This is a genomic window from Plantibacter sp. Leaf1 (assembly GCF_001421315.1).
Lineage (GTDB): Bacteria > Actinomycetota > Actinomycetes > Actinomycetales > Microbacteriaceae > Plantibacter.
On record NZ_LMJX01000004.1, the window covers coordinates 117,392 to 142,598 of the forward strand.

Sequence of the window (25,207 nt, forward strand, 5' to 3'; positions counted from 1 at the left end):
CCGGACGACACGGCGGGCGCAGGATGGACGACATGATCAACGACGACACGACCCACTCGGACCACACCGACACCACGACCTCCGGCGCTCCGGCACCGGCCGACCTCCGCCCCCTCGGCTCGACCGGCCTGCTCGCGAGCCCGGTCACGGTCGGCACCTCGGGGCTCGGCACCCCGGCGAGCGCCGACGGATCGCCCGGGCCCGGGTCGACGGCGTTCGCCACCGCGGCGCTCCGCGGACCGAACCTGCTGGTCGACACCTCGAACAACTACTCGGACGGACGCAGCGAGACCGCCCTGGGCGACGCCATCCGTGCAAGCGGCCTCCCTGCGGGGCGCGGCGTCGTGACGAAGGTGGATCAGGATCCGTCGACGGCGGTGTTCGACCGCGACCGGGTGCTCCGTTCCTTCGAGGAGAGCCTCGAGCGTCTCGGGGTGGACCGCATCCCGATCCTCCACCTGCACGACCCGTACTCGGTGTCGTTCGCGGAGGCGTCGGCACCCGGCGGGGCGATCGAGGGCATGCTGGCGCTCAAGGAGCAGGGTGTGGTCGACGCGATCGGCATCGCGGCCGGTCCGCTGAGCGTCATGCTGCCGTATGTGCTGAGCGGGGCGTTCGACGTGGTGCTGACGCACAACCGCTTCACCCTCGTCGATCGTTCGGCGACGGCGTTGCTGGAAGAGGCGCGGTCCCGCGGGATGGGCGTCTTCAACGCGGCTCCGTTCGGTGGCGGACTACTCGCCGGGCGCCGCGGTACGGACGGCAAGCCGTCGACGTACGCGTACCAGGCGGGGTCGCCGGAGCTGCTGGCCTGGGTGGCGCGCGCGGACGAGGTGGCCGCACGGCATGGGATCCCGCTCGCCGCGGCGGCGCTCGCGTTCTCGACGCGCTCGGAACTCGTCGACTCGACCGTCGTCGGGATGAACCGGCTCGAGCGCCTCGAGCAGGTCGAGGCCCTGAGGACGACGACCATCCCCGACGACTTCTGGTCGGACCTCGACGCCCTCGGCACCCCGCCGAGCACCCTCACCGACTGAGGTCACCCTCCACCCCGTTCGCAATTCAGGAGCACCCCGGTGAGTCGTCCTCCGCGCGCGGCTCGTCGCACGCGACACGCCCCGAGGCTCCTGAATTGCGAACCGGATGACCGACCCACCACCCGATCTCGAAGGTTGCATGACGATGAACGACTCAGCACGACTCGCGGCGTCGTGGGTCGAGGATCCGATGCCCGGCACCGGTCGGCGACGCCCCAGAGCCGACGAACGGAGCGACGCGCGCCGACTGTCGCTCAACGGCGAGTGGGCGTTCACGCTCGCACCGACGGCGGACGGCACGGGCGACACGTTCGGCGATCCACACCTCGACGACTCCGGGTGGGACCGGATCCGCGTCCCGGCCCACTGGGTCCTCGAGGGCCACGGGCAGCCGCTGTACACGAACACGGCGTTCCCGATCCCGATCGATCCGCCCCGGGTCCCGGAGGAGAACCCGACGGGCGACTACCGGCGCCACTTCACCCTGCCGGAGGGTTGGCGTCACGCCGACACGGTCCTCCGCTTCCAGGGCGTCGACTCCTGCGGCACGGTCTGGCTGAACGGCGTGCTCCTCGGGCACAGCAAGGGCAGTCGGCTCCCCGTCGAGTACGAGGTCGGCGAGCACCTCGTGGCCGGCGACAACGTCCTCGCCGTCCGGGTGCACCGGTGGTCGAGCGGCACCTACCTCGAAGACCAGGACATGTGGTGGCTGCCCGGGATCTTCCGTGACGTCGACCTCCTCGCACGCCCGCCGGGGTCGATCGACGACGTCAAGGTCACAGCGCGATACGACCACCGGGACGGCGTCGGCGTGCTCCGCGTCGACACCGACGTCCCCGGCCTCGTCGACGTCCCCGAGTTGGGCATCCGCGACCTCCCGACCGGCACGGCGACCGCCCTGCCTGTCGAACCGTGGAGCGCCGAGGAACCGCGCCTCTACACGGCCCTCCTCCGACCGCGGCCGACCGACGCCGCGCCCGAGGTCCCCGAGACCATCGAGCTGCGGATCGGCTTCCGTACGGTCGCCATCGAGGACGGCCGGCTGCTCGTGAACGGCGTGCCGATCCTGTTCCGCGGGGTGAACCGCCACGAGCACGACCAGGACCGCGGTCGCTCGCTCGACACGGAGACGATGCGGCAGGACATCCTCCTCATGAAGCAGCACAACCTCAACGCCGTGCGCACCAGCCACTACCCGCCGCACCCCGACTTCCTGCGTCTCTGCGACGAGTTGGGGCTGTGGGTGGTCGAGGAGTGCGACCTCGAGACCCACGGCTTCATCTACACCGATTGGGCAGGCAACCCGCCGACCGAGCCGGTCTGGCGCGACGCGATGCTCGACCGCGTCCAGCGGATGGTCGAGCGCGACAAGAACCACCCGTCGATCGTCGTGTGGTCGATGGCGAACGAGAGCTGGGTCGGCGAGAACTTCGACGTCCTGGAGCAGTGGATCCGCGAGCGCGACCCGTCCCGCCCCATCATGTACGAGCGCGACCCGTCGTACCGGAACTCCGATTTCTCCAGCCTCATGTACCCGGACCAGGAGCTGCTGGAGGCCATCGGTCGGCGCGAGGAGCCGACCCCCGCCGGCGTCGTCCCCGGGTCACCGGACGACGTGCGCCGACGCCGCCTCCCGTTCCTCCTCTGCGAGTACGCCCACGCGATGGGCAACGGACCCGGGTCGCTCGTCGACTACCAGCGCATCCTCGAGTCGTCCGACCGGTTCTGCGGCGGCTTCGTGTGGGAGTGGATGGACCACGGTTTCCGCAGCACCGACGCCGCCGGCCGCGAGTTCGTGATGCACGGCGGCGACGTGGCGTTCCGTCCGAACGGCGGGCGCTACTGCCTCGACGGGCTCGTGTTCGCCGACCGCACCCCGTCGCCCGGACTCGCCGAGCTCCACGCCGCGATCAGCCCGGTCGAGCTGCTCCCGGACGCGGCCGCTGGGACAGTCCGGGTACGGAACAAGCACGACATGCGTTCGCTCGACCACCTGGCCCTGCGCTGGCTCGTGGAGGACGACGGTGTCGCGGTCGCGTCAGGCGAACTCCCGACACCGGCCGTCGGTGCCCGGAGCGAGGCGACCGTCGCACTTCCGACGGACGCGCTCGTGCCCACCACAGGCATCGATCCGGTCTCCGGTGCGCCGGTCGAACGTTGGCTCACCGTGCGGGCGGTCCTCACCGCCGACGAGCCGTGGGCGGCCGCAGGGCACGAGGTCGCGTTCGGGCAGGTGCTGATCCCGTCCGCCGACGCCGCGGTGACGCCCGCCAGGACAGCGCCCACCGACCGCTCGGCGCCGGCCGCCCGGGTGACCGCATCCGTCGAACGCACCCCCGGCTCCCGCATCACACTCGGGCCGGCGTCCTTCGACGCGCGCACGGGTCGGCTGCGCTCCCTGGGCGCGCTCGACCTCGACGGGCCGGTCCTCGACATCATGCGGGCACCCACCGAGAACGACCGCGGGCAGGGACCACGGAACACGGCGGCGGCGAGCTGGAAGCTCACGGGACTCGACCGCTTCCTGCACCGGACCGACGCGGTCGAACGCGTCGAGGACGGGCTGGGCGGCATCGGACTCCGCGTGCGGGGCAGGAGCGCCCCCGCCGCGCACGGCCTCGGCCTGCGCTGGATCTTCGACTGGACCACGCTCGGCGACGCCCTGGAGCTGTCGGTCACCGTCGTGCCGGAGGGCGTCTGGGAGCACACGCCGATCGGCGACCACCTGCTGACCCTCCCGCGGCTGGGCCTCCGACTTGGCCTCCCGTCCGCCTACCGCCGAGCGACGTGGTTCGGCCGTGGGCCGGGCGAGTCGTACGTCGACAGCCTCGCCGCGGCGCGCATCGGACGGTTCTCCAGCACGATCGACGCGCTGCAGACCGACTACCCGGTGCCCGAGGAGAACGGCAACCACGTCGGCACGAGCTGGCTGGAGCTGGCAGGCGACGAGCTGCCGACCCTGCGCGCCGAGCGCCTGCAGGACGCCGGCTTCGACTTCACCGCGCGACGCTGGACGAGCGAAGCGCTCGAGGAGGCCCGCCACCCGCAGGACCTCCGCGACTCCGGCCGCGTCTGGCTCAACCTCGACCACGCGCAGCAGGGGCTCGGCAGCTCCTCCTGCGGTCCGGCCCTCCCCGAGCGCTATCGCGTCCCGGTCACCGAGACGACGTTCGGCGTGCGCCTGCGGACCGTCACGCCCGACCCTGCAGGATGAGGTTCCAGTACACCCACGGCAGCAGGTAGCGGTCGGCGAGGAACGTGAAGCGTCGTTCCTTCGCGAGCCCCTTCCAGAACGGGATGGTCGGCATCGGCCGGTAGCGGTCGTCGAACTCGGCGAACACGACCGTCCCGCGCGACACCGTGAACGGACACACCGAGTACCCGTTGTAGACGTGGCTCGGCGACTTCCCCGCACGGACGGCGGTCAGGTTCTTCACCAGGGTGAACGCCTGTTGACGGAGCGCACCGCCGGACTTGGAGCTCATGACCGCGGCGGCGTCGCCGAGGGTCCACACCTCGGGGAACCGAGGGTGCCGCAGGGTGAGGGAGTCGACCTCGACGAACCCGCCCGGGTTGCCGGGGTCGGCGAGCGCCGTGTCGGCCAACCAGTCGGGTGCGGACTGCGGCGGCACGGCGTGGAGGACGTCGTAGGCGATCTCCTCGTGCCGTCCACCCGTCGAACCGTCCTGACCGCGGTCGGGGCCGTCCTGCGGGGCGGTCTCCGCGATGGTCACGACGCGTCGCTCCGGGTCCACGGCGACGAGCTCGCGCGAGAACCGCACCTCGATGCCGTACTCGGCGACCTTGCGGTCGAGTTCGGCGTCGATCATCGGCATCCCGAACATGGTGGGCGTGGGGACGACGAGGATCACCCGGATGTCGTCGAGGACGCCCGTCTGGCGCCAGTAGTCGCACGCGAGGTACATCGGCTTCTGGGCAGCGCCGGAGCACGTCGCCGGGCCGGCCGGCTGCGTGAAGACGACGGTGCCGGAGCGGACCTCGCGGAGCACGCGCGAGGCCTTCTGCGCGTACTCGAACTCGTAGTTGGAGATCCCCACGGGCGATGCCATCGCCTCGCTGAGGCCGGGCACGGCGTCCCAGTCCTTCTGGATGCCGGGGGCGACGACGAGCTGGTCGTACTCGACCCGGGTGCCGGATTCGAGCAGGACCGTCTTCGCGACGGGGTCGATCGTCTGCACCCGGTCCTGGATCCAGGTCACGCCCTTGGGCGTGACGGACGCCTGCGGGCGCGTGGCGACCGATGCGGCCGCCGTCCCGCCCGCGACGTGCGAGAACATCGGCTGGTACAGGTGGTGCTCGCGCGGTTCGATGACCGCGACGTCGTCCACGCCGTAGCGGCGGAGCCTGCCCGCGACGGAGAGACCGGCGTTGCCGCCGCCGATGACGACCACCTCATGATGGAGCGGTGCCGTGCTGTGGTCGGTCATGGCGGCGGCGGCGCTCAGGATGCGGACTGGCCGCGGCCGGTCGCGTTCTGGAGCCGGTCGATGTGCTCGGAGGCCTGCGCCTTCGTGAGGTCGGCGGGGAGCTCCTCGCCGGCCTCGCGGGCGAGCGTGTCGAGGTAGCTGCGCTGCGGTCCGGTCATCGGCTCGTCGCCGGTGACCCAGTCCTCGGGGTCCTTGCTCGCGCTGGTGGAGCTGTCGTCGCCGCGGGCTCCGAGGGTGTCCTCGGTCGCGCCGATCGTCTCGGGGGCGCCGGTGCCAGTGGTGTCGGGGGTCGCCTGGTCGGTGGATTCTGCGTCAGTCATGCGGCAACGGTACGTCGCCGGACGGCTCAGGCAGGAGGGGTTGCGCGTCCCGCCCGAGCGGTGTCGGAATAGCGACGGACGACCCCCGGTTGACCCAGGCGACCGCGTGCAGTCGCACCGTTCATGAAGGAGCCTCATGTCCGACACCACTTCCGGGCCCGACCGGACCACCGACGAGCGGACCTCGCCCGAGGCACCGACCATCGGCATCCTCGGCGCCGGCAAGGTCGGCACGGTCCTGGCACGCCTCGCGGTCGCCGCCGGATACCGCGTGCTCATCAGTGGATCGCGCGAGGCGGCCCGGATCGCCCTCACGATCGACGTGCTCGCTCCCGGTGCCGTCGCCACGACCTCGGCGGACGCCGCTGCACAGGCCGACCTCGTGATCCTCGCCCTCCCACTCGGCAAGTACCGGACGCTGCCGGTCGAGGAGCTGCGCGGCAAGCTCGTGCTCGACGCCATGAACTACTGGTGGGAGGTCGACGGGCACCGGACCGACCTGAGTGCACCGGCGACCTCCACGAGCGAACTGATCGCCGAGTTCCTGCCGGAGTCGCGCGTCGTGAAGGCGTTCAACCACATGGGCTACCACGACCTCGACGGCGAGCCGCGTCCGGCCGGCATTCCGGGACGCAAGGGCATCGCGATCGCCGGCGACGCTCCGGAGGACCGGGTGGCCGTCGCCGCGGTCGTGGACGCACTCGGCTTCGACCCGGTCGAGATCGGGCCGCTCCACGCGGGCGTCGTCCTCGAGCCCGGACACGAACTCTTCGGCGCGAACATCGGTGCCGACGAGATCCGCGAGGTCGCCGAGGTGCGGGCGCTCGCGACGGCCGGCCAGGGCGTCGGCTAGGCGGTCCCGTCCGACGCGGTCGCCGACGACCCAGGACGAGCCGGACGCGGGCTGAGCACTGCCGACCGGATCACCTCCGCGAGCTCGCCGGCACGGCTCCACATCGGCCAGTGCCCCGTGGGGAGGTCGACGACGTCCACGGACTCGAGCTCGGCCACCGCTGCGAACATCGGGTGCCCGCCTCTGGCCATGTCCAGCACCTGAGCGCTGGAGATCGAACAGCACACCAGGGTGGTCGGTACGGCGTTCCGGGCTGGGTTCGTCAGTTCGATGCGCTGACGCAGGACGGGCCCAGGCTCAGGGACCGCCCTGGCCCGGAACCGGTCGAGGACCTCGGTGCTCAAGCCGTCGAGGCTCGCCTGCTGCGAGAGGACGTCGAAGGCGGGCAGCGGGAGCTCCGTCACCTCCGGCGGAAGGTCCGGGGCGAAGGCCGTTCCGGAGGCCATCGGCCCGGAGTCGACCCACACCACCCGCGCGACGAGATCGGGGCGCCGGTCGAGGACGAGGCTGACGGGTCCGTTCGCTCCACTGTGCGCGACGACGACCGCCGGACGGTCCGCGGACACGTCGGGCCGGTCGAGGGCGTCCAGGATGGCGGTGGCCTGGTCGTCGAGGGTCCTCGTCGCGCGGTCGGGATCGGCGTCGTCGAGGCCGGGCAGGGTGATCGCGAAGACCCGCGAGTGGTCGAGGTCGAGCTGCTCGACGACCTCGTCCCAGGCCCAGGCGCCCAGCCAGTGGCCGGCGATGAGGATGATGGCGGGGGTGGTGTTCGGTGTGGTCATGTCTCCACTCTCGATCCCGACCTGCGCAGCAGTGTGTCACGATTTCTGACATGAATACGAATCTCGTCGACCGATGAAACGGGCGGAGCGATTGCACGCGCTGACGGAGGCCCTGCGTCGGAGTGGATCCCGCGGATGTTCCGCCGAGCGGCTCGCACGCGACTTCGAGGTCTCCGTGCGCACCGTCAAGCGGGACCTCCAGGCGCTCGAGCGGAGCGGCGCGCCCATCTGGTCCCGCCCAGGTCCCGGCGGCGGGTACGGGATGGCCGTCGGCACCACGCTCCCGCCGGTCAGTCTCTCCCCGGTGCAGGCGGTGGCGCTCATGGCGGCCGCAGCGGCCGCACCCGACGCCCCCTACGCCGATCTGGCGTCAGCCGGTGTCGCGAAGATCCTCGACGTCCTCGACCCCAGGACCCGCGCCCGAGCCGACGCCCTGGCCGACCGCATCTGGGTCGACGCCCCGCCGACCGCCTCGCGCGCCGTCCGGTCGGCTCTCGAGGAGGCGATGGCGGACCAGCGGGTCGTGCGCATCCGGTACACCTCGGGAACGGGGATCACGACCACCCGCGACGTCGAGCCCGTGCTGTTCGCCTCGACGAACGGGCAGTGGTACCTCGTGGGGTGGTGCCGGATGCGCGACGCGATGCGATGGTTCACCGTGTCGCGGGTCGAGCGGGCCAGCGCGACCTCGGCGAGCTGCAGCGGCCACACCGTCGCAGAGGTCGGCGAACCACCGGCGCACGCGAACCCGGTCCACGACCGGAGGAACTGACTCGCGCGGTCAGCTTGCGAGTTGATGACGTTCGAGTAGGAGGTGCACAGCCTCACGCACCAGCGCACTCTGGTTCTTCCCGGTGCGCTCCTTGAGCACCTGGAGGGCTCGGTAGTCCGATTCCGGGATCCGACCTTTCACGAGCGGAGATTCACCACTTCCGGGAACGGCGCCGACTTTCGGCCTGCCGACGCGGATCGCCTCCTCGATGGCGTCATCGCTCCCGTACTGGTTGAGGAGGAATGCTCGACCCGCCTCGGCGGCGGCCGCGCCCGTCAAGGGAGCCGCGGTCGCCCGCACCGGGGTGTGCTCATCCGTCAGGCGTTCGACGAGCGCCTCGTTCGCATCGGTCTCAGTCATGCTCTCGCTCCGCTCGGTATCGGCGATACTTCGGGCCGAGGTCCATCGCATGGAAGACCTCGGCCTCCCGGCCATCCTCGTACTCCCGCACCAGGATCTCCAGCTCTCGTGACGTCTGCGCGTGCGCGGGTCCGATGAAGAGTCGAATGGTCCCTGCTCGGCCACCAGCGGGTTCGTCCAAGATTTGCGTGAAGGTCGCGTGCAAGATGGCGTGGATCTGGTCTCCCCGAGGAACACCGTGCTTCTCGCTTGATCGTTCCCATCGTGGTGCCACCGAACTATCGTAGATGATTGTGTGACCCTATTGTAGGACACGTAATCCATCACGTGTGGACATTCACACCGCACTGACCGATCAGCCCCGCGCCGCCTCCTCGCGCTCGAACTCGTCCCGCCAGAGATGCTCGGGCTCGTAGCCGAGGCGCGCGCGGGCCTTGTCGATGGACATGAGCGTCTCGAACTCGCCGAGCCCCTCGCGCAGCGGCACGCCGGGGAAGTGCGTCGCCGCGAGCTCCGCCGACGGAACCGTCGTCCCGGTGTCGGAGGCGCACACGTCGTACACCTCGAAACCGGGCTCCGCGCGGGCCAGCGCGAGCGCGACCGCCTGCGCACCGTCACGCGCGTCGACGTAACTGAACAGGAGATCGCGCCGATACCCGGGCTCCGACGCGCGGGCGAACGTCCCGTACTCCCCCGGCGCGACCACGTTCGTGAACCGCAGCGCCGTGATCGACGTGCCCTCGGCCCACCGCACGAGCTGCGCCGCCATCGCCTCCTCGGCGACCTTCCCCAGCGCATAGGTGTTGTTGGCGCGACTGACGGTCTCGTCGATCGGCAGGAACTCCGGCGCCTCCTCGAACGGGAAGCCCATGGCCGTGATGCTCGACGCGGTCACGATCGTCCGGATCCCCGCGCGCAACGCCCCATGCAGCACGTTGAACGACACCGTCAGGTTGTTGTGGAACGTCGCCGCGTCCGGCACGAGCCCGTTCACCGGGATGGCCGCCAGGTGCACCACCGCGTCGAGGCCGGAGAACCGGGCCGTCACGCCGAGCAGGCTGTCGATCGTCTGCCCGTAGTCGGTCAGGTCCACGCGGGTGAACCCGGGCCCGGCAGCACCGGCGAGGTCGAGCCCGTGCACCGTGTGGCCGTCCCGGCGCAGGCGTTCGACGGTGGCGGACCCGAGCTTGCCCGAACTCCCGGTGACGGCGATGCGCATACCGACGATCCTAGGCTCGGGCCGGGAAGTCGGCCGGCAGCGGGAGCGCGGTCACCACGTGCCCGGCGGCGTCCGACTCGTCCGCGTGCAGATGACCGACACGACCACCCGTCGGCAGTCCCGTCTCGGTGAAGAACCCGCGGATCGTCTCGTACACCTCGACGATGTCATGGGTGTCGCCCGCCTGCGTCAGCACGATGTCGCCCGACTGCACATAGCGTTCCGCGCCGTCGACGAACACCTTGCCCTTGCCCTCGGCGATGAACCAGATCTCGTGGTCGTCGTGGTGGTGCCGGTCGAACCGGCCGCCGTCGACCGACACCGCGAAGCGACCGATCGTGCCGATCTCGCTCCAGTCCGGCTTCGAGCCGGGATGCACCCAGGAACCCGGTTCGATCACCGGCATCAGCGGTCCTGCTTCCAGCTCGGAGCCTCGCCGGCGTCGAGGATGCGCGCGTCGGGCAGCCCGTCGAGACCCGTCTCGGCGCCACCAGGCGTGTACACGACCGACAGCCGCAGCGGACGCCAGGTCGTGTTGTAGGTGGAGTGCACCGTGTCCTTCGGGATGTAGACGGCGTCGCCCTCGCGGATCGGGAACGCCGGGCCGTCTCCGACCGTCTGCACCCCCTCGCCGGAGATGACCGTGATGACCTCCTCCTCGCCCGGGTGCTGGTGCGGTGCGTGCCCCTGCCCGGGGTAGACGATGACCTCGCCGACCGTGAGGCCGGCACCCTCGTCGAGGTGCGGGGTGACGAGCCACTTGATGGTGCCCCAGTCGAAGACCCGCGTGGGGACCTCGTCCGGTCGGCGACCGGCGGTGGCCGGGGTGATGGGTCGTGCAGCGGTGTTCGGGGTGTCGGTCATGGCGTGCTCCTCGTCGAGTGGGTGGTGCGGCTGGCGCCGCGGGTCGGTCAGCGGGTCGGGATGGCTTTGAAGTCCTCGATCTGGCGCTTGATCGCGCGCTCGGTCGGCAGCCGCTCCGCCGAGGACGCACCGAAGAAGCCGGCGACGCCCGTCGTGTTGGCGAGGATGAAGGCCGCGTCCTCGGGTTCCGCGATCGGGCCGCCGTGGCAGAGCACGATGACGTCCGGGTTGATCGCGACGGCGGCATCCCGCATCTCCTGCACCCGGTGCGCGGACTCCTCGAGGGAGAGCGCCGTGGTCGCACCGATCGTGCCGGCGGTCGTCAGGCCCATGTGCGGGACGAGGACGTCGGCACCCGCCTCGGTCATCGCGACCGTCGACTCGACGTCGAAGACGTAGGGCGCGGTGAGGAGGTCGCGTTCGGCCGCGAGTCGGATCATGTCGACCTCGAGGTCGTAGCCCATGCCCGTCTCCTCGAGGTTCTGGCGGAACACGCCGTCGAACAGGCCGACGGTCGGGAAGTTCTGGACGCCCGTGAACCCCATGGTCTTGAGCTCGTCGAGGAAGCGTTCCATGATGCGGAACGGGTCGGTGCCGTTCACGCCCGCGAGTACGGGGGTGTCTCGCACGATCGGCAGCACCTCGCGACTCATCTCGACGACGACCTGGTTGGCGTCCCCGTAGGCGAGCAGCCCCGAGAGCGAGCCTCGACCGGCCATCCGGTACCGTCCCGAGTTGTAGATGATGATGAGGTCGACGCCGCCGGCCTCCGCGGACTTCGCCGAGATGCCGGTGCCCGCTCCGGCACCGATGACGGCCTGCCCTCGCGCGACGGTGGCGCGGAGCCGTTCGAGTGCGATGGTCCTGTCCATGGTCAGTCCTCCTCCGTGGTGCTGCTGTCCTCGATGAGCGCGTGCAGGGTGTCGGCGGCGAGTCTCGCGAACGCCGGGTCGTTGAGGTGCTCCGGGCGGTCGACGACGGTGACCGCACTGCCGTCCAGGCCGGTGAGCACCGCTTCTACGAGCGCGGCGTCCGCCTCCGGGTCGTGGAAGGGCAGGCCGTCGGCGTCGAGGGCCGAGACGCCACCGCGCGGGATCAGCAGCACCGTCGGGGCCGTCGCCGCGGCGAGTTTCCGGCCGATGCGGGCACCCAGCTCCCGGTTCTCGTCGACCGTGGTGCGCATGAGGGTGACGGTCGCGTTGTGGACGAAGAAGTCGCGATCGGCGAAGCGTTCCGGGACGGTGGCGCGCGGCCCGAAGTTGACCATGTCGAGTGCACCGAGACTGACGAGCTGTGGCACGCCCGCCGCGCCGGCCGCGGTGAGGCGGTCAGGACCGGCGGTCAGGACGCCGCCGACGAGATCGTCGGCGAGCTCGGTGGTCGTGAGGTCGAGCACCCCCGCGAGCATCCCGCTGCGGGCGAGCGACTCGAGCGCCTGCCCGCCCGACCCGGTGGCGTGGAAGACGAGCACCTCGTAGCCGAGCTCGTCGAGACGCTCGCGGGCCGCGTCGACCGCCGGGGTCGTCACCCCGAACATCGACGCCCCGATGAGCGGCCGGTCCGTGCGCTCGGCGGAGGAGGCCAGACCGCGAGTCTTCGCGGCCGCAGCCATGCCGGCGACGGCGGCGGCCGCATTGCCCAGGACTGCGCGGGAGATCTGGTTGATCCCGGCGATGTCGACCACGCTGTACATGAGTGTCACGTCGTTCGCTCCGACGTATGGGGAGACGTCGCCGGACGCCATCGTCGAGACGAGAAGCTTCGGCGTCCCGATCGGCAGATCACGGAAGACGCGGGCGGCGATCGCCGATCCACCGCTCCCGCCGAGCGCGAGGACGGCGTCGATGCGCCCCGAGGCGTGCAGTCGACCGACCACGGCCGCGGCACCCTCGCCCATCGTGCTCACGGCCGCGCCGCGATCCTCTGCTGCGAGCAAGGTCTCGAGATCCGTCCCGCCCGCAGCCGCCACCTCGCGGTTCGGGTAGTCGACGGCTGCCGGGTAGCCGTGGGGCTCGCGCGTCCCGGCGTCGACGACCACGACGTCGGCACCGAGTTCCCCGAGCCGCTCGGCGATCCACGCGTACTCGACCCCCTTGGTGTCGAGGGTGCCGACGAGCGCGACGGCCGGTCGTCCCGTTCCGCCCGTCTCGGTTCCGCTGGCTGCCTCGGGTGTGGTCATCGTCGCTCTCCATCGTCGTCGTCGTGAGCGCGGGACGGCCTCGTTCCGGGGCCAGTCCCACCTGGCGGGTCCGCTCCGACCCTGCCAGCGCCTCCATCCTGCTCCAGGTTTTGAAACGTGTCAAGAAGTACCGCGACCCGCTCGCTTTTGCGCTTGCCTCCGTTGTACGATCGGTTTTTGAAACGTGTCAGAGTTGATCGCCTCGCGAGCTGCGACGCGCCCTGCCTGACGAAAGGACCAGCAGCCACGATGGTGACCACGAGCGCTCCCCGATTCGAGCATCTCCGCGAGGCCCGCGGTATCGGTGTGGCGAAGCCCAGGCTCAGCTGGACCAACCTGGGCCCTGCCGGCTGGGAGCAGCGCGCCGCCGAGATCGAGATCACGCGAAGCGATCGGGTGACGACCACCGGACGCATCGCCACCGGCGAATCGGTCCTCGTCGCCTGGCCGGGTGAACCGCTCCGCTCACGCGAGGTCGCCTCGGTGCGTGTCCGGGTGTGGGGCGGTGGGAGCGCTGAGACCCAGACCGACGAGGTGGCGGACTGGGGACCGGCGGCGACGGTCGAGGCCGGTCTCCTCTCGCCGAACGACTGGGTCGCGAAGCCCATCGCCGCGGACTGGGACGAGGATCCCGACAGCGACACCCGCCGGCCGCCCCTGCTGCGGCGCGACTTCACCGTCGGTGCGGGCCTCGAATCCGCCCGCCTGTACGTCACGGCGCACGGTGTCTACGAGGCGGAGATCAACGGCCGTCGGGTCGGCGACGAGGCGCTCGCCCCGGGTTGGACGAGTTACGCCAGCCGACTGCGCACCGCGACGCACGATGTCACCGCGCTCCTCCACCCCGGCGACAACGCGATCGGCTCGTGGATGGGCGACGGTTGGTACCGGGGGCGCCTCGGCTGGCGCGGCGGCTTCCGCAACCTGTTCGGCTCGGACCTGTCGCTCATCGCGCAACTGGAGCTGCGGTACCACGACGGCCGTGTCGAGACGGTCGCGACCGACGAGCGGTGGCGCGCGTCCCTCGGACCCATCATCAGCTCGGGCAACTACGACGGCGAACACTACGACGCCCGCGAGGAACGGCCGGGATGGTCGTCGCCGGGCTTCGACGCGAGCGCGTGGACGGGCGTCCGCATCGGCACCCGCGACCCGTCCACCTTCGTCGCCCCCGAGGGTCCGCCGGTTCGCGCCGTCGAGGAGGTCGCACCCATCGCGGTCCTCACGAGCCCGAGCGGGAGACGCATCCTCGACCTCGGACAGAACCTCGTCGGTCGACTCAGGATCCGACTCTCGGGAACGGCCGGCGAGACGGTCGTGATCCGCACGGCCGAGGTCATGCAGGCAGGCGAGATCTACACCCGTCCGCTGCGGGAGGCGAAGGCGACCGACAGCTACACGCTCGCCGGCCGACCGACCCCGCCGGACGGTGGAGCTGCCGAAACGTGGGAACCCCGGTTCACGATCCACGGGTTCCGGTACGCGGAGATCAGCGGATGGCCGGGCGACTTCGACGCAGCCGTCGCGAACGGCGACGTCGTCGCACGCGTCTACCATTCGGACCTCGAACGCACGGGCTGGTTCGAGAGCTCCGACGAGCGCGTGAACCGGCTCCACGAGAACGTGCTCTGGAGCATGCGCGGCAACTTCGTCGACCTCCCCACCGATTGCCCGCAGCGCGACGAACGCGTCGGGTGGACGGGCGACCTCCAGGTGTTCGCGCGCACCGCCTCCTTCCTCTACGACGTGTCGGGCATGCTCGGCTCCTGGCTGCGCGACGTCGCGGTCGAGCAGCACGAGGACGGCACCGTGCCCTGGTACGTGCCGTTCATCCCCGACGACGGGCAGTGGACACCGAACCGGCCCGGCGCGGTGTGGGGCGACGTCGCGGTCCTCACGCCCTGGGTGCTCTACGAACGCTTCGGCGACCTCGGCGTCCTCGCTGCCCAGTACGACAGTGCGAAGCGGTGGGTCGACCTCGTGCACCGCCTCTCGGGCCCTGGCCACCTGTGGAACGAGGGCTTCCAGCTGGGCGACTGGCTCGATCCGGCCGCCCCGCCGGACCGGCCCGCCGAGTCGCTCACCGACCGGTACCTCGTCGCCACCGCCTACTCGGCCTGGTCGACGGCGCACCTCGCGAAGACCGCCGCCGTGCTCGGACGCTCCGCCGACGCGGAGCACTACGCCGACCTCGCCGAGGCGACCCGCCGCGCGTTCCTGGCGGAGTACGTCGGCGAGGACGGGGTCATGACGAGTGACGCCCAGACCGCGTACTCGCTCGCGATCGCCTTCGAGCTCCTGCCGGATGCGGAGGCGGTCGACCGCGCCGGCGACCGGCTGAGCGCCCTCGTCGCCGGCGCGGGCAACCGGATCGCGACGGGCTTCGTCGGCACCCCGATCGTGAGCGACGCGCTGACGTCGTCGGGCCACCTCGATCGCGCGTACGACCTGCTCCTGGAGGACGGGTGCCCGTCGTGGCTGTACGCGGTCGCGCAGGGGGCGACGACGATCTGGGAACGCTGGGACAGCATGCTGCCGGACGGCACCGTGAATCCCGGGCAGATGACCTCGTTCAACCACTACGCGCTGGGCGCGGTCGCCGACTGGCTGCACCGGGTCGTCGCCGGCATCGCGCCGGCCGCGCCCGGGTACCGGTCGATCCTGTTCAAGCCGCGGCCCGGCGGCGGGCTCACCCACGCCTCGGCGGTGCACCTGACGCCGTACGGGCGCGCGTCGATCGCCTGGACCATCGCCGACGGCGCGTTGCAGGTCGAGGTCGAGGTTCCGACGGGGACCTCGGCGGTCGTCGACCTCCCGGGTGCTGAGCCGGTGTCGGTGACGAGCGGGACGCATCGCTTCGCGGTCGGGGTCGATGCGCAGCCGTCCACCACCGGCACGACAGATCCATTCACCGGAATAGAACCGGTGCACGCGACGCTGTAGCCAGCGTGAAGAAGATCGGGTTCCTGTCCTTCGGACACTGGCAAGACGTTCCGGGCTCCAGCGTGCGCACGGGGCGCGACGCGCTCCTGCAGAGCATCGACCTCGCGGTCGCCGCGGAGGAGGTCGGCGTCGACGGCGCCTACGTGCGCGTGCACCACTTCACCCGACAGCTCGCCTCGCCGTTCCCGCTGCTCGCGGCGATGGCGGCGAAGACCTCGCGCATCGAGCTCGGCACCGGTGTCATCGACATGCGCTACGAGAACCCGCTCTACATGGCGGAGGAGGCTGCGGCCACCGACCTCATCAGTGACGGGCGACTGCAGCTCGGTGTGAGCCGGGGATCACCCGAGACGGCGCTCCGCGGTTCGGAGTCGTTCGGGTACGCACCCGGCGAGGACGAGACGGACGCCGACGTCGCCCGCGCGCACACCGAGGTGTTCCGTGCGGCGATCGCCGGAGCCGGGGTCGCCCGGGCGAACCCGCAGATGACCGGGACGAACGGCCTGCTGGCGATCCAGCCGCAGTCGCCGGGCCTCGGCGAGCGCATCTGGTGGGGTGCCGGTTCGCGGTCGACGGCCGTCTGGACGGCGGAGCAGGGCATGAACCTGATGTCGTCGACGCTCCTCACCGAGGACACGGGCGTGCCGTTCGACGAGCTGCAGGCCGAGCAGATCGCGATGTTCCGCGCGGCGTGGGCCGAAGCCGGTCACGAGTGGCAGCCGAGGGTCTCGGTGAGTCGGAGCATCCTCCCGCTCATCGACGACGAGACGCGACGCTACTTCGGCCTGCGGGCGCAGGCCGACTCGAAGGACCAGGTCGGTCACCTCGACGGCGGGCTCGCGCGCTTCGGTCGCAGCTTCATCGGCGAACCCGACGTCATCGCCGCCGAACTCGCGGCCGATGCGGCCGTCCAGGCGGCGGACACCGTCCTCGTCACCGTGCCGAACCAGCTGGGCGTCGAATTCAACGCCCGCATCCTCGAGTCGATCGTGAAGGACATCAAGCCGGCGCTCGGGTAGACCGAGGAGGTCAGCAGCGAGGTGAAGTGGTACGTTTTTCTGTACCACTCCAGGAGGCTCCCCATGTCAGCGATCACCGCGACCGACGCACGCAAGAACTTGTTCGGTCTCATCCAACAGGTGAACGACGACCACGTCCCGGTCGAGGTCGTCTCGAAGCGAGGGAACGCGGTCCTCGTCTCGAAGGACGATTACGACGCCATGGTCGAGACCGCGTACCTGCTCCGCAACGCCAAGGGTGCCGAACGCCTCCTCGCCTCGCTCGAACGCGCTCGGAACGGGGAGTTCGAGACCCACAAGCTGCTCGACGCGTGACCCGGCAGCTGGCCTTCGACCGCAGCGGCTGGGAGGACTACACCTCCGGGCAGAGCCAAGACCGCAAGACGCTCAAGCGGATCAACCTGCTCATCCAGGACGTCCTCCGGGATCCGTTCGTGGGCATCGGGAAGCCCGAGCCGTTGAAGCACATCCTCTCTGGAGCCTGGTCCCGACGGATCGACGACGCGAACCGACTCGTGTACCTGGTGACCGACACCCACATCGTCATCCTGCAGGCGCGCGACCACTACTGAGCGGGTACGCACCGAGCCAGGTGATGACCGCCTAGCCCATCGTCAGTCCGGCGAGCGCCGCGGGCACCTGCCAGGCGCCGGTCGCATCGCGTTCGAGCGGAAGTTCCGCGATCACCGCCGGGCCCGCGGTGGGCAGTGGGGCGAGGACGCGAGGCGCGGGCTCCCAGGTGACCTCGGCGCCTGATGCCTGCAGTTCCTCGGCGTCCAGGACGATGAGCAGCAGCGGGAGCTGGAGCGAACTGTAGACGCGGTCGAGCACCTCGGGCAGACCGTCGGCAGTCGTCGCATGGACGAACCCGGCGTCCACGAAGGGCACCGCCCTCGTCGACACCTCGTACTCGCCGAACGGCCTGCTGGCCTCCCAGTCGTCGACGATCGCCACGTGCAGGATCTTCGTCATCTCCACCCTTTCGCTTGAATGAGACGCTACCGTATCATTAGAGCATGGACACGAGACGAGGTCGCCCGACGGCTGCCGAACGGGACCGCCGCCGCGATGCGATCCTCGACGCGGCCATCGGACGATTCACCGCGCACGGGTACGGCGGGACGACGATCGAGGCGATCGCCGCCGACGCCGGCGTGACGAAGCGGACGATCTACAACTGGTTCGGCGATCTCGCCGGCGTGCTGTCGGCGGCCGTCGAGCGACAGCACGCCTACCTCATCGCGGTCGACGCCCCAGGGTCCGACGCCGAGTCCCTCGAAGACGCGGCGACCCGGCTCGTCCTGGCGCTGCACTCGGACGTCTCGGTCGCCCTGCATCGGCTCGTGATCGCGGAGTCACCGCGCTTCACCGAGGTCGCCGCCGAATTCTACGCCGCGGGACCGGCTCGCTCGATCGCCTTCCTGTCCGGCCACGTCGGCGAGCAGGCGGAGCAGCTCTACACCCTGCTCCTCGGCGAACCGCATCGACGCAGGCTGCTCGGATTGTCCGCTGCGCCTACGCCGGCCGAAGCCCGGGCGCATGCCCGCGCGTGCCTGGCACTGGTCGTTGACGAGGAGCTAGTCCACGAACCATCGGCCACGCAACCCGGGACGACCCCGATTCCGACCGTATAAGTCGTCTGACACACTTACGATCATGAAGCGTTCCACTCTCCCCGCCCTCGCCGTCGTCCTCCTCGCCCTCGCGGGCTGTTCGGCAGGAACCCCGACGCAGACGTCCGCCCCCTCCGCGACCACCGCGGCACCGACGGCCACGCCCTCGGCGACCTCCGAGCCCATGAGCGACGCGACCTGCGAAACCGTCCTGACGGACGAGGAGTACGCGAGCCTCGCGGAGGACGGGCTGGTCCTGGACCCCGACATCTTCGTCCTCGACGACACGATGCAGTCGATCATCGACGCCGGCGGCCTCGGTTGCTACTGGGCCCGCTCCGGCGGCGACATCCGCGTCTGGTACGCGCAGGGAGCCAAGACCAGCGCCGAGTGGGACACCCAGAAGCAGTCGCTCATCGGCGCCGGATGGACCGAGACCGACGCGTCGGTCGCAGGTGCCCTCCAGGCCCCCGACGTGAACGACCCCGACTACCTGCCCGTCGTGACCTACCGGGATGGCGTCGTCTACTACGCCAGCGTCGCGAACCTGCTCCCCTCCGTGAAGGCCCTCCAGGAGTAGTCACCCGGCCGGGCCTCAGTGGTCCGGCCTCAGCGGTCGAGCGTGACCACGTCGCTCAGGCCCGCGGTCGCGTCGGCGGCCAGGACCCCGTCACGCGCGAAGTCCGCCCACATCTGACGCAGGTATCGACCACGACGGTCGACCTCCGACCAGCTCGACGTGCCGATGAGCGCCGTGCGGCTCCAGGCCCGCTCGGTGCCGAGCAGGAGCGGCAGATCCGTGACGTGCGAAGCGCCGTAGGGACTGCCCGGCGGTGCCCAGCTGAGCTCGTACCGGGTCGCCCGACCACCGGACGCCCGATGCCGTTCGAGGAACGCCTTCGCATCACGGGTGTAGGTCAGGTGCGTCGTCGCGCCGACGAGCGCCCGTCGGATCGGGACCCCGACGAGCGGCATCGCGGTGAGCCGCGCGAACACCGGGATGAGTGGCACGTAGAGGCGGGTCTCCTCGGTCGTCGAACCGATGAGCACGTCGATGTGCGAGGCGGCCTCCCGCCACGCTGCGTCGCGATCGGCCTCCGCCGGGAGTGGCGCGTGTCCGTACTGGGTGCCGAACGCCATGCCACCACGCAGCCCGAAGCGCCGCGCGGCGCGTTCCACCCGCTCCTCCAGGGCCATCAGTTCACCGACCGGGGTGTCGCGGTCCGGCGCCCCGGCCGCCCGCATCATGGCGCTCGCCATCTTCGCCCGGCCGCTGCTGATGCCGAGCGGCGCACTCTGCAGGATCACCCGGCGGAACAGCCCCGCGGTGCCGTCACTGATCATCAGGTGGGCGATGGCGTCGGCACCCGCGGACTGCCCGAACAGGGTGACCAGGTCGGGGTCGCCGCCGAACGCCGCGATGTGCTCGTGGATCCAGCGGAGGGCGAGCACGAGGTCGAGCAGGCCGAGGTTGGCCGGCAGCGCCTCGCCGTCGCCGAGGAACCCGAGGATGCCCAGCCGATAGGTGACCGACACGACGACGACCCGCTGCTCGACGACCAGGTTGATCGGATCGTAGACGTCGAGGTCACCGGCGCCCGTGACGTAGGCGCCGCCGTGGATCCAGACCATCACCGGCAGTGACTCACCGGGCTGCACGTCGGCGGGCATCGTGATCGAGAGCGCCTGACAGTCCTCGGAGTCGACCATCCCTTCGCCTGCACCCTCGAGGACGGCCTCGAGCACCCGTGACGGCCGCTGCGGCGAGGCGGGCGCACGACGGAGGGCGCGGTAGGGGGTCGCGGTGCCGTCGGCGTCGGTCGGCAGCCCCGTCGGAACCGGCACCTCGAAGCGACCCGCACGGGCGTAGGGGATGCCGAGCGCCCGCACGACCGGGCCGTCGACCTTCGCGAGGATCGTGCCGAGGGAGGTCTCGAAGCCACGTTCGTCCGCCGGCGACATCGGAGGCGCGGACGCCTCCGCACCTGGTGCGTCGGAGGTCGGGCTCGCGTGCAACTCGGTCATCTGTCCACGCTATCCCCGAGCGGCCTGTGCACAACTCCTGCCCGACGGGCTCACACCGAAGACACGGCAGCCCGAACCGGGCCGAGCTGCCGGCCGAGCGCGGGTCGAGCAGGAGTTGTGGACGACGGGCCTGTCTACGGGATGCGGATGTAGACCGGGTCGCCCCAGATGGTCAGGCGGTGCTGGACGTACCGACCCCAGTCGGGCGAGTCGTACATACCACCGTTGCCGTCGTAGATCGCGATGTGCCCTTCGGGCCAGTAGAGCAGGTCGCCGGCCACGGCCTCGGACGCCGAGATCTGCACGCCGGACGCCGCCTGCGCACCGGCCCCGCGCGGCAGGGAGACACCGAAGGCCGCGAACACGTACTGGACGTAGCCGTCGCAGGCGAAGCTGTCCGACGGGTCGTTGCCGTTGCCGTAGGGCACGACACCGACGAACTGTGCCGCGTAGTTGAGGATCGCCTCGCCGGAGCGGGCGACGTTCGGTGCCGGGAAAGTACGGCCGGACGACGCGGAGGTGGACGAGGACGCGGAGGCCGAGGCGCTCTCGGCGGCGGCGGCCTGCGCGGCGGCGGCAGCGGCAGCCGCTGCGGAGGCGTCGAGCTCCTCCTGGCTGGTCGCGCCGTACCCGTCGCGCGTGAACGGTGCGGCCGTGGCGGTCGAGGGCACCGAGTAGGACACGGACTGCATGGTCGCGGCGGACGGGATCGCGCCACCGGTCGCGGCGTCGACGTCGACTCCGGCCGCGGCGGCAGGCATCGAGACCGAGACGAACAAGCCGGTGGCGAGGGTCATGACGCCGAGTGTGGCGAACGGCTTCGCGCGCCTCGCGAACGAGCCCTTGCCGCGCTTCGCGGACGGACGCTTCACGGGCACGAGGTCGACGTGGCGTCGCTCGTCCTCGGCGGACGCCGTCCAGCGGTCGTCCTCGAGCCGGGCGGCCCGACGCGCGGCGCGAGGGCTCAGGGCGACGTGACGGCCACCACCGCCGCGGGACGGCCGGGGCGTCGTCGACGCCGAAGTGGTCGGCGCGGCGCCGGAGGTCTGCGCGAGGGTGGTGGCCGGGGTGTCCACGTGCAGTCGTTCGACGGCGCGCGCGGGCGTGGTGCTGGTCATGGGTGGGGTACCGTCCTGGGTCTCGTGCGCGTCGGGGGCGCGCTCGGTTCATGCTCGGTGGGTGTCGCTGGGCCGGGGAAGCCCCTCCCTCGATGACCGCGGTCGACCGGTTGCCCGGTCCGAGGGAGACGAAACGGCCACCCTACGTGGGCTTCCCTGAGAAGAACCTCCGCTTGGAACGCCCTGTGGACGAACGATGAGCGCCGGAACGTGAGGCGTCACCGCGCTCGCGGAACCCCGCGCGTCAGTCGGACCGGACGCCGACCGTCGACTGCCGGACGACGAGTTCCGGCTGGAACACGATCTGCTCCGGCACGCCTCTCACTCCGGCGGCGGCCTCGCTGAGCAGGAGTTCGACGGCCGTGTGCCCCATGAGGGCGCTCGGCTGGCGGATCGAGGAGAGCGGCACGACGGCCGCCGAGGCGAAGTCGATGTCGTCGTATCCGATGAGTGCGATGTCCTCGGGCACCCGCACCGAGCCGAGCATGCTGAACGCCTGCAGGACGCCCATGGCGAGGAGGTCGTTCGCCGCGAACACCGCGTCCGGCCACTCGTCACGAGGACGTCCCGTCATCACCTCGCCGGCCGCCCGCCCCTGCAACACCGTGAGCGACGTGGTCTCCAGCGTCTCGAGCCGGACGTCGTCCCCTCCAGCCACGGCTGCCTCGACCGCCTGGGTCGCCCCCGCGAGTCGGTCGCGGACCTGCCGCAGCGACGCGGGGCCACCGACGACGGCGATGCGACGACGGCCGAGCGAGACGAGGTGCTCGACCGCGAGCCGGCCGCCGGCCACGTCGTCGACGGCGACCGAGGAGAAGCTCGCGTCGTCGGTCTGCCGGTCGACGAGCACCGTGGGCGTCCCGCGATCCCGGAGACGCGCGAGGCGGTCGAGGTCGTCGCCGAGCGGGGTGATGAGGACGCCGGCGACCCGCTGCTCCTCGAAGAGGTCGAGATAGGCGCGCTCACGGTCGAGGCTCTCGTCGCTGTTGCCGAGCAGGACCGACAGGCCTTCGGCGTCGGCGCGGTCCTCGGCACCGCGGGCGACGTCGGTGAAGAACGGGTTGCCGACGTCGAGCACGACGAGGCCGATGCTGCGGCTCCGGCCGGCGCGGAGCTGTCTGGCGGCGTCGTTCCGCACGAAGCCGAGTTCGTCGATGGCCGCGTGCACGCGTTCGACGGTGACGGGCGACACCTTCTCGGGACGGTTCAGGACGTTGGAGACGGTTCCGACCGAGACGCCGGCCCTCGCCGCGACGTCCTTCACGCTCGCACTCACGGTTCCCCTTCGCCGGTCTGTCCCGCCAGGTGACGCCGGTCGGGCTGGCTCATTGTTGCACGCAGCGACTGCGCACGCCTGCCCGGCCCACTGCCGACGTTCACCCCTGTCCCTTGCTCAGGAGTTCTCCGGCGCGGCGCGCCCACCTGAGCCCGACACACCGACCGACTCCTGAGAACGGGCAGTGCTCACACCGGATCGACCGGCAGGACCGGGGCGACGGGCAGGGTGACGACGACCTCCAGACCGTGACCGGGACGGTTCAGGAGCCGGATCGCTCCCCCGGCGTTGCGCGCGATGGCGGCGACGATCGCCAGCCCAAGCCCCGATCCGTGCCCGGAGGACCGCGTCGCGTCCGAACGACTGAACCGCTCGAGCGCCCGTGGCTCGAAGGCCGGATCGAGCCCGCCCGCGGTGTCCGACACCCGCAGGGTGAGCAGGTCGGCGGCATCGTCGAGCATGACCGACAGCCGACGTGGAGCCGTGCCACGATCGGCGAACGCCTGTAAGGCGTTCCCCAGCAGGTTGTCGACGAGCCGGCCGAAGTCGTCGGCGCGGACGGCGTACGTGGCCGCCGCGTCCGGTGCCCTGTCGGCGAGCGCGCTCACGACCTCGACCTCCACCCCGGCCAGGGTGTCGTCCGAGGCGACCCGGAACCTGGCCCGCTCGACCGCTTCGAGCGTCTCGGCGTCGAGGGCGTCCGCGGTCGACCGCCCGACCGGCGCATCTGCCTCGATCCGCGAGAGTTCGAGCAGGGAGGTGACGAGCGCCGACAGCCTGGTGGCACTCCGCTCGGCGCCCTCGATGTCGGCGAGCAGCTGCTCCCGCGAGGAGTCCTCGAGCCTCGCGAGTTCCAACTGCGTCCGCAGGATCGCGAGCGGCGTCCGGAGTTCGTGGCTCGCGTCGGAGACGAGTTGTCGCTCGCGGTCGGCGGACGCCCGCAGCCGTTCGATGAGGTCGTTGAGGGTGATCGCGAGCTGCGCGATCTCGTCGTCCGCCCGCCCCACCGGCAGCAACTCGGCCGTCGACCGACCGCTCAGGCTCTGCGCGCTCACCCGCAGCCGTGTGACGGGGCGGAGCGACACGGTCGTCAGGATCCAGCCCCCGGCCGCGACGCCGAGGACGAGCAGCGCGAACGAGCCGACGAGCAGGAGCCGCATCTGCACCAGCACGGTGGTCTCCTCGGCCTCGTCCCGCCCGGCGATGACGTACCAGGTGTCGCCGCCGACGGTCACGGGCTGCGACAGCAGGACGTAGGTGGCCCGGCCGGCGTCGACGATGGTGACCTCGCGGGTCGCCGCGAGTGCGGAGAGCTGCCCCGCCAAGGTCGTCGGGAGGCTGAAGACGGGGATCGAGCCGTCGGGGGCGATCACCGCGATCCGGGTGCCGAGGCCGGGACCCTGCAGGGGGTCGTCGGGCCTCGCCTGCAGGGCGAACACGTACTGCGCGCCGTCGCTGCGGAGTGCTTGGACGGTGCCGTCGCGGACGATGCGTTCCAACTGGGCGTTGATCGCGAGGCCCGCGAAGAGCGACACGACGACCGCGATGAGGAGGCTGCCGCCGGCGATCCGGGTGCGGATGCCGTGGTGCCGTCCGCGTCCGCCGCGCGCCCGTCCGCCAGGCCCATCCGTCATCGGCTCACCGTTCCGCGGCGACGACGGAGAACCCCACGCCCCGGCTCGTCACGATGCGGACGCCCGCCTCAGCCAGCTCGAGCTTGCGTCGGAGCCGGCTGATGTACTGGTCGACGACGTTCGGGTCGATGTTGTCGAAGGTCTCCCAGACCTCGCGCAGCATGGCCGCCCGGGACACGACGACGCCCGGCTCGCTCGCCAGGACGCGCAGGACGTCGAACTCGGTCCCACTGAGCGGCACGTCGCGGTCCCCGACGCGCGCCCGGTGGCGGTGCAGGTCGAGCGTCAGCCCGCCGACGTCCAGGCGCGGCTGCGAGGTGAGGGCGTCGCGCCGCCGGACGGCGCGGATGCGGGCGGCGAGTTCGGCGAAGGCGAACGGCTTGATCATGTAGTCGTCGGCTCCCGCGTCGAGGCCGCGGACCCGGTCGTCGACGGCGTCGCGGGCCGTGAGCAGGATGACCGCGAGCGTCGGGTCGAGGTCCTTGAGCTCGCGGCAGACGGTGAAGCCGGAGCGCCCGGGCAGCATGACGTCGACGACGGCGACCTGGTACCCCGTCTCCCCACCCGCCGCCGGGTTCGCGGCCGCCTGCTTGGCGAGGGCGAGGGCGCTCGGGCCGTCGAACGCGGTCGTCACCTCGTGCCCGTCGGAACCGAGGCCGCGGGAGAGGAGGGCCGCCATCTCGCGTTCGTCGTCGACCACGAGGATCCGCACGGTCGTCCTCCTTCGCCATCGAGCATCCACAGC

The 25,207-nt window shown here is 71.2% G+C and carries 25 protein-coding genes; 10 read left to right on the forward strand and 15 right to left on the reverse strand.

All coding sequences use genetic code 11. The annotated features are described in order from the left end of the window. The first annotated feature begins 32 nt into the window (after positions 1 to 32). Positions 33 to 1,037 (forward strand): aldo/keto reductase, encoded by a 1,005-nt coding sequence (locus ASE44_RS17385; protein ID WP_082456214.1) that lies wholly within the window; start codon positions 33 to 35, stop codon positions 1,035 to 1,037. A 145-nt stretch (positions 1,038 to 1,182) separates the two neighbouring features. Further along, positions 1,183 to 4,251: a glycoside hydrolase family 2 TIM barrel-domain containing protein gene (locus ASE44_RS17390; RefSeq protein WP_235522686.1), complete on the forward strand. Its 3,069-nt coding sequence runs from the start codon at positions 1,183 to 1,185 to the stop codon at positions 4,249 to 4,251. On the opposite strand, the gene ASE44_RS17395 is transcribed toward ASE44_RS17390, so the two are convergent. Continuing rightward, on the reverse strand, positions 4,229 to 5,485 hold the full coding sequence (locus tag ASE44_RS17395; RefSeq protein ID WP_056782169.1) for an NAD(P)/FAD-dependent oxidoreductase: 1,257 nt from the start codon (positions 5,483 to 5,485) through the stop codon (positions 4,229 to 4,231). The genes ASE44_RS17390 and ASE44_RS17395 overlap by 23 nt on opposite strands. 14 nt (positions 5,486 to 5,499) lie before the next feature. Further along, the gene (locus ASE44_RS17400; protein WP_056010822.1) at positions 5,500 to 5,805 is read right to left on the reverse strand and encodes a DUF3072 domain-containing protein; all 306 of its coding nucleotides are present in this window, start codon (positions 5,803 to 5,805) and stop codon (positions 5,500 to 5,502) included. Between the two features lie 136 nt (positions 5,806 to 5,941). On the opposite strand from ASE44_RS17400, the gene ASE44_RS17405 reads away from it, so the two are divergent. Next, positions 5,942 to 6,658, forward strand: coding sequence for an NADPH-dependent F420 reductase (locus ASE44_RS17405; protein WP_082456202.1), 717 nt, complete (start codon positions 5,942 to 5,944; stop codon positions 6,656 to 6,658). Here the strand turns inward: ASE44_RS17405 and ASE44_RS17410 are convergent. Beyond that, a complete protein-coding gene (locus tag ASE44_RS17410; RefSeq protein WP_056782170.1) occupies positions 6,655 to 7,440 on the reverse strand; it encodes an alpha/beta fold hydrolase in 786 nt (261 codons plus the stop codon). The genes ASE44_RS17405 and ASE44_RS17410 overlap by 4 nt on opposite strands. 73 nt (positions 7,441 to 7,513) lie before the next feature. Between ASE44_RS17410 and ASE44_RS17415 the strand changes: the two genes are divergently transcribed. Then, the gene (locus ASE44_RS17415) at positions 7,514 to 8,212 is read left to right on the forward strand and encodes a YafY family protein (RefSeq protein WP_056782172.1); all 699 of its coding nucleotides are present in this window, start codon (positions 7,514 to 7,516) and stop codon (positions 8,210 to 8,212) included. A 9-nt stretch (positions 8,213 to 8,221) separates the two neighbouring features. On the opposite strand, the gene ASE44_RS18735 is transcribed toward ASE44_RS17415, so the two are convergent. The 6 genes from ASE44_RS18735 to ASE44_RS17445 form a co-directional block, all read right to left on the reverse strand. Continuing rightward, positions 8,222 to 8,572, reverse strand: coding sequence for a ribbon-helix-helix domain-containing protein (locus tag ASE44_RS18735; protein WP_056782173.1), 351 nt, complete (start codon positions 8,570 to 8,572; stop codon positions 8,222 to 8,224). A 355-nt stretch (positions 8,573 to 8,927) separates the two neighbouring features. Continuing rightward, a complete protein-coding gene (locus ASE44_RS17425) occupies positions 8,928 to 9,791 on the reverse strand; it encodes an NAD(P)-dependent oxidoreductase (RefSeq protein WP_056782175.1) in 864 nt (287 codons plus the stop codon). Between the two features lie 10 nt (positions 9,792 to 9,801). Then, a complete protein-coding gene (locus ASE44_RS17430) occupies positions 9,802 to 10,197 on the reverse strand; it encodes an AraC family ligand binding domain-containing protein (protein WP_056782176.1) in 396 nt (131 codons plus the stop codon). Then, the gene (locus ASE44_RS17435) at positions 10,197 to 10,655 is read right to left on the reverse strand and encodes a cupin domain-containing protein (RefSeq protein ID WP_056010801.1); all 459 of its coding nucleotides are present in this window, start codon (positions 10,653 to 10,655) and stop codon (positions 10,197 to 10,199) included. The genes ASE44_RS17430 and ASE44_RS17435 overlap by 1 nt, the downstream gene beginning before the upstream one ends. A gap of 47 nt (positions 10,656 to 10,702) precedes the next feature. Further along, the gene (locus ASE44_RS17440) at positions 10,703 to 11,527 is read right to left on the reverse strand and encodes a phosphoenolpyruvate hydrolase family protein (protein ID WP_056782178.1); all 825 of its coding nucleotides are present in this window, start codon (positions 11,525 to 11,527) and stop codon (positions 10,703 to 10,705) included. Positions 11,528 to 11,529: 2 nt separating this feature from the next. Beyond that, a complete protein-coding gene (locus ASE44_RS17445; RefSeq protein ID WP_056782179.1) occupies positions 11,530 to 12,834 on the reverse strand; it encodes a Tm-1-like ATP-binding domain-containing protein in 1,305 nt (434 codons plus the stop codon). Between the two features lie 249 nt (positions 12,835 to 13,083). On the opposite strand from ASE44_RS17445, the gene ASE44_RS17450 reads away from it, so the two are divergent. From ASE44_RS17450 to ASE44_RS17465, 4 genes are all read left to right on the forward strand, one after another. After that, positions 13,084 to 15,777 (forward strand): glycoside hydrolase family 78 protein, encoded by a 2,694-nt coding sequence (locus tag ASE44_RS17450; protein ID WP_056782181.1) that lies wholly within the window; start codon positions 13,084 to 13,086, stop codon positions 15,775 to 15,777. A gap of 5 nt (positions 15,778 to 15,782) precedes the next feature. Then, positions 15,783 to 16,796, forward strand: coding sequence for an LLM class flavin-dependent oxidoreductase (locus ASE44_RS17455; RefSeq protein ID WP_056782182.1), 1,014 nt, complete (start codon positions 15,783 to 15,785; stop codon positions 16,794 to 16,796). Positions 16,797 to 16,859: 63 nt separating this feature from the next. Further along, positions 16,860 to 17,111, forward strand: a complete 252-nt coding sequence (locus ASE44_RS17460) for a type II toxin-antitoxin system Phd/YefM family antitoxin (RefSeq protein WP_056010789.1) — start codon at positions 16,860 to 16,862, stop codon at positions 17,109 to 17,111. Beyond that, positions 17,108 to 17,368: a Txe/YoeB family addiction module toxin gene (locus ASE44_RS17465; protein ID WP_056782184.1), complete on the forward strand. Its 261-nt coding sequence runs from the start codon at positions 17,108 to 17,110 to the stop codon at positions 17,366 to 17,368. The genes ASE44_RS17460 and ASE44_RS17465 overlap by 4 nt, the downstream gene beginning before the upstream one ends. A 31-nt stretch (positions 17,369 to 17,399) precedes the next feature. Here the strand turns inward: ASE44_RS17465 and ASE44_RS17470 are convergent, their stop codons facing one another. Beyond that, positions 17,400 to 17,768 (reverse strand): DUF952 domain-containing protein, encoded by a 369-nt coding sequence (locus ASE44_RS17470; protein ID WP_056782186.1) that lies wholly within the window; start codon positions 17,766 to 17,768, stop codon positions 17,400 to 17,402. 44 nt (positions 17,769 to 17,812) lie between these two features. On the opposite strand from ASE44_RS17470, the gene ASE44_RS17475 reads away from it, so the two are divergent. Both ASE44_RS17475 and ASE44_RS17480 read left to right on the forward strand, forming a co-directional pair. After that, positions 17,813 to 18,430 (forward strand): TetR/AcrR family transcriptional regulator, encoded by a 618-nt coding sequence (locus tag ASE44_RS17475; protein ID WP_056782187.1) that lies wholly within the window; start codon positions 17,813 to 17,815, stop codon positions 18,428 to 18,430. A 22-nt stretch (positions 18,431 to 18,452) separates the two neighbouring features. After that, positions 18,453 to 18,989: a hypothetical protein gene (locus ASE44_RS17480; RefSeq protein WP_056782189.1), complete on the forward strand. Its 537-nt coding sequence runs from the start codon at positions 18,453 to 18,455 to the stop codon at positions 18,987 to 18,989. Positions 18,990 to 19,018: 29 nt separating this feature from the next. Here ASE44_RS17480 and ASE44_RS17485 read toward each other — a convergent pair whose 3' ends face one another. The 5 genes from ASE44_RS17485 to ASE44_RS17505 form a co-directional block, all read right to left on the reverse strand. After that, positions 19,019 to 20,434 carry a carboxylesterase family protein gene (locus tag ASE44_RS17485; protein ID WP_235522687.1) on the reverse strand — a complete coding sequence of 472 codons (1,416 nt, stop codon included), beginning with the start codon at positions 20,432 to 20,434 and terminating at the stop codon, positions 19,019 to 19,021. 134 nt (positions 20,435 to 20,568) lie between these two features. Continuing rightward, positions 20,569 to 21,552: a C40 family peptidase gene (locus tag ASE44_RS17490; protein ID WP_056782191.1), complete on the reverse strand. Its 984-nt coding sequence runs from the start codon at positions 21,550 to 21,552 to the stop codon at positions 20,569 to 20,571. 244 nt (positions 21,553 to 21,796) lie between these two features. Continuing rightward, positions 21,797 to 22,828 carry a LacI family DNA-binding transcriptional regulator gene (locus ASE44_RS17495; RefSeq protein WP_200921161.1) on the reverse strand — a complete coding sequence of 344 codons (1,032 nt, stop codon included), beginning with the start codon at positions 22,826 to 22,828 and terminating at the stop codon, positions 21,797 to 21,799. Between the two features lie 188 nt (positions 22,829 to 23,016). Next, positions 23,017 to 24,462, reverse strand: coding sequence for a HAMP domain-containing sensor histidine kinase (locus ASE44_RS17500; protein WP_056782194.1), 1,446 nt, complete (start codon positions 24,460 to 24,462; stop codon positions 23,017 to 23,019). 4 nt (positions 24,463 to 24,466) lie between these two features. Then, complete coding sequence (locus tag ASE44_RS17505) at positions 24,467 to 25,174, reverse strand: response regulator transcription factor (RefSeq protein WP_082456204.1); 708 nt, start codon at positions 25,172 to 25,174, stop codon at positions 24,467 to 24,469. Between the last annotated feature and the right edge of the window lie 33 nt (positions 25,175 to 25,207).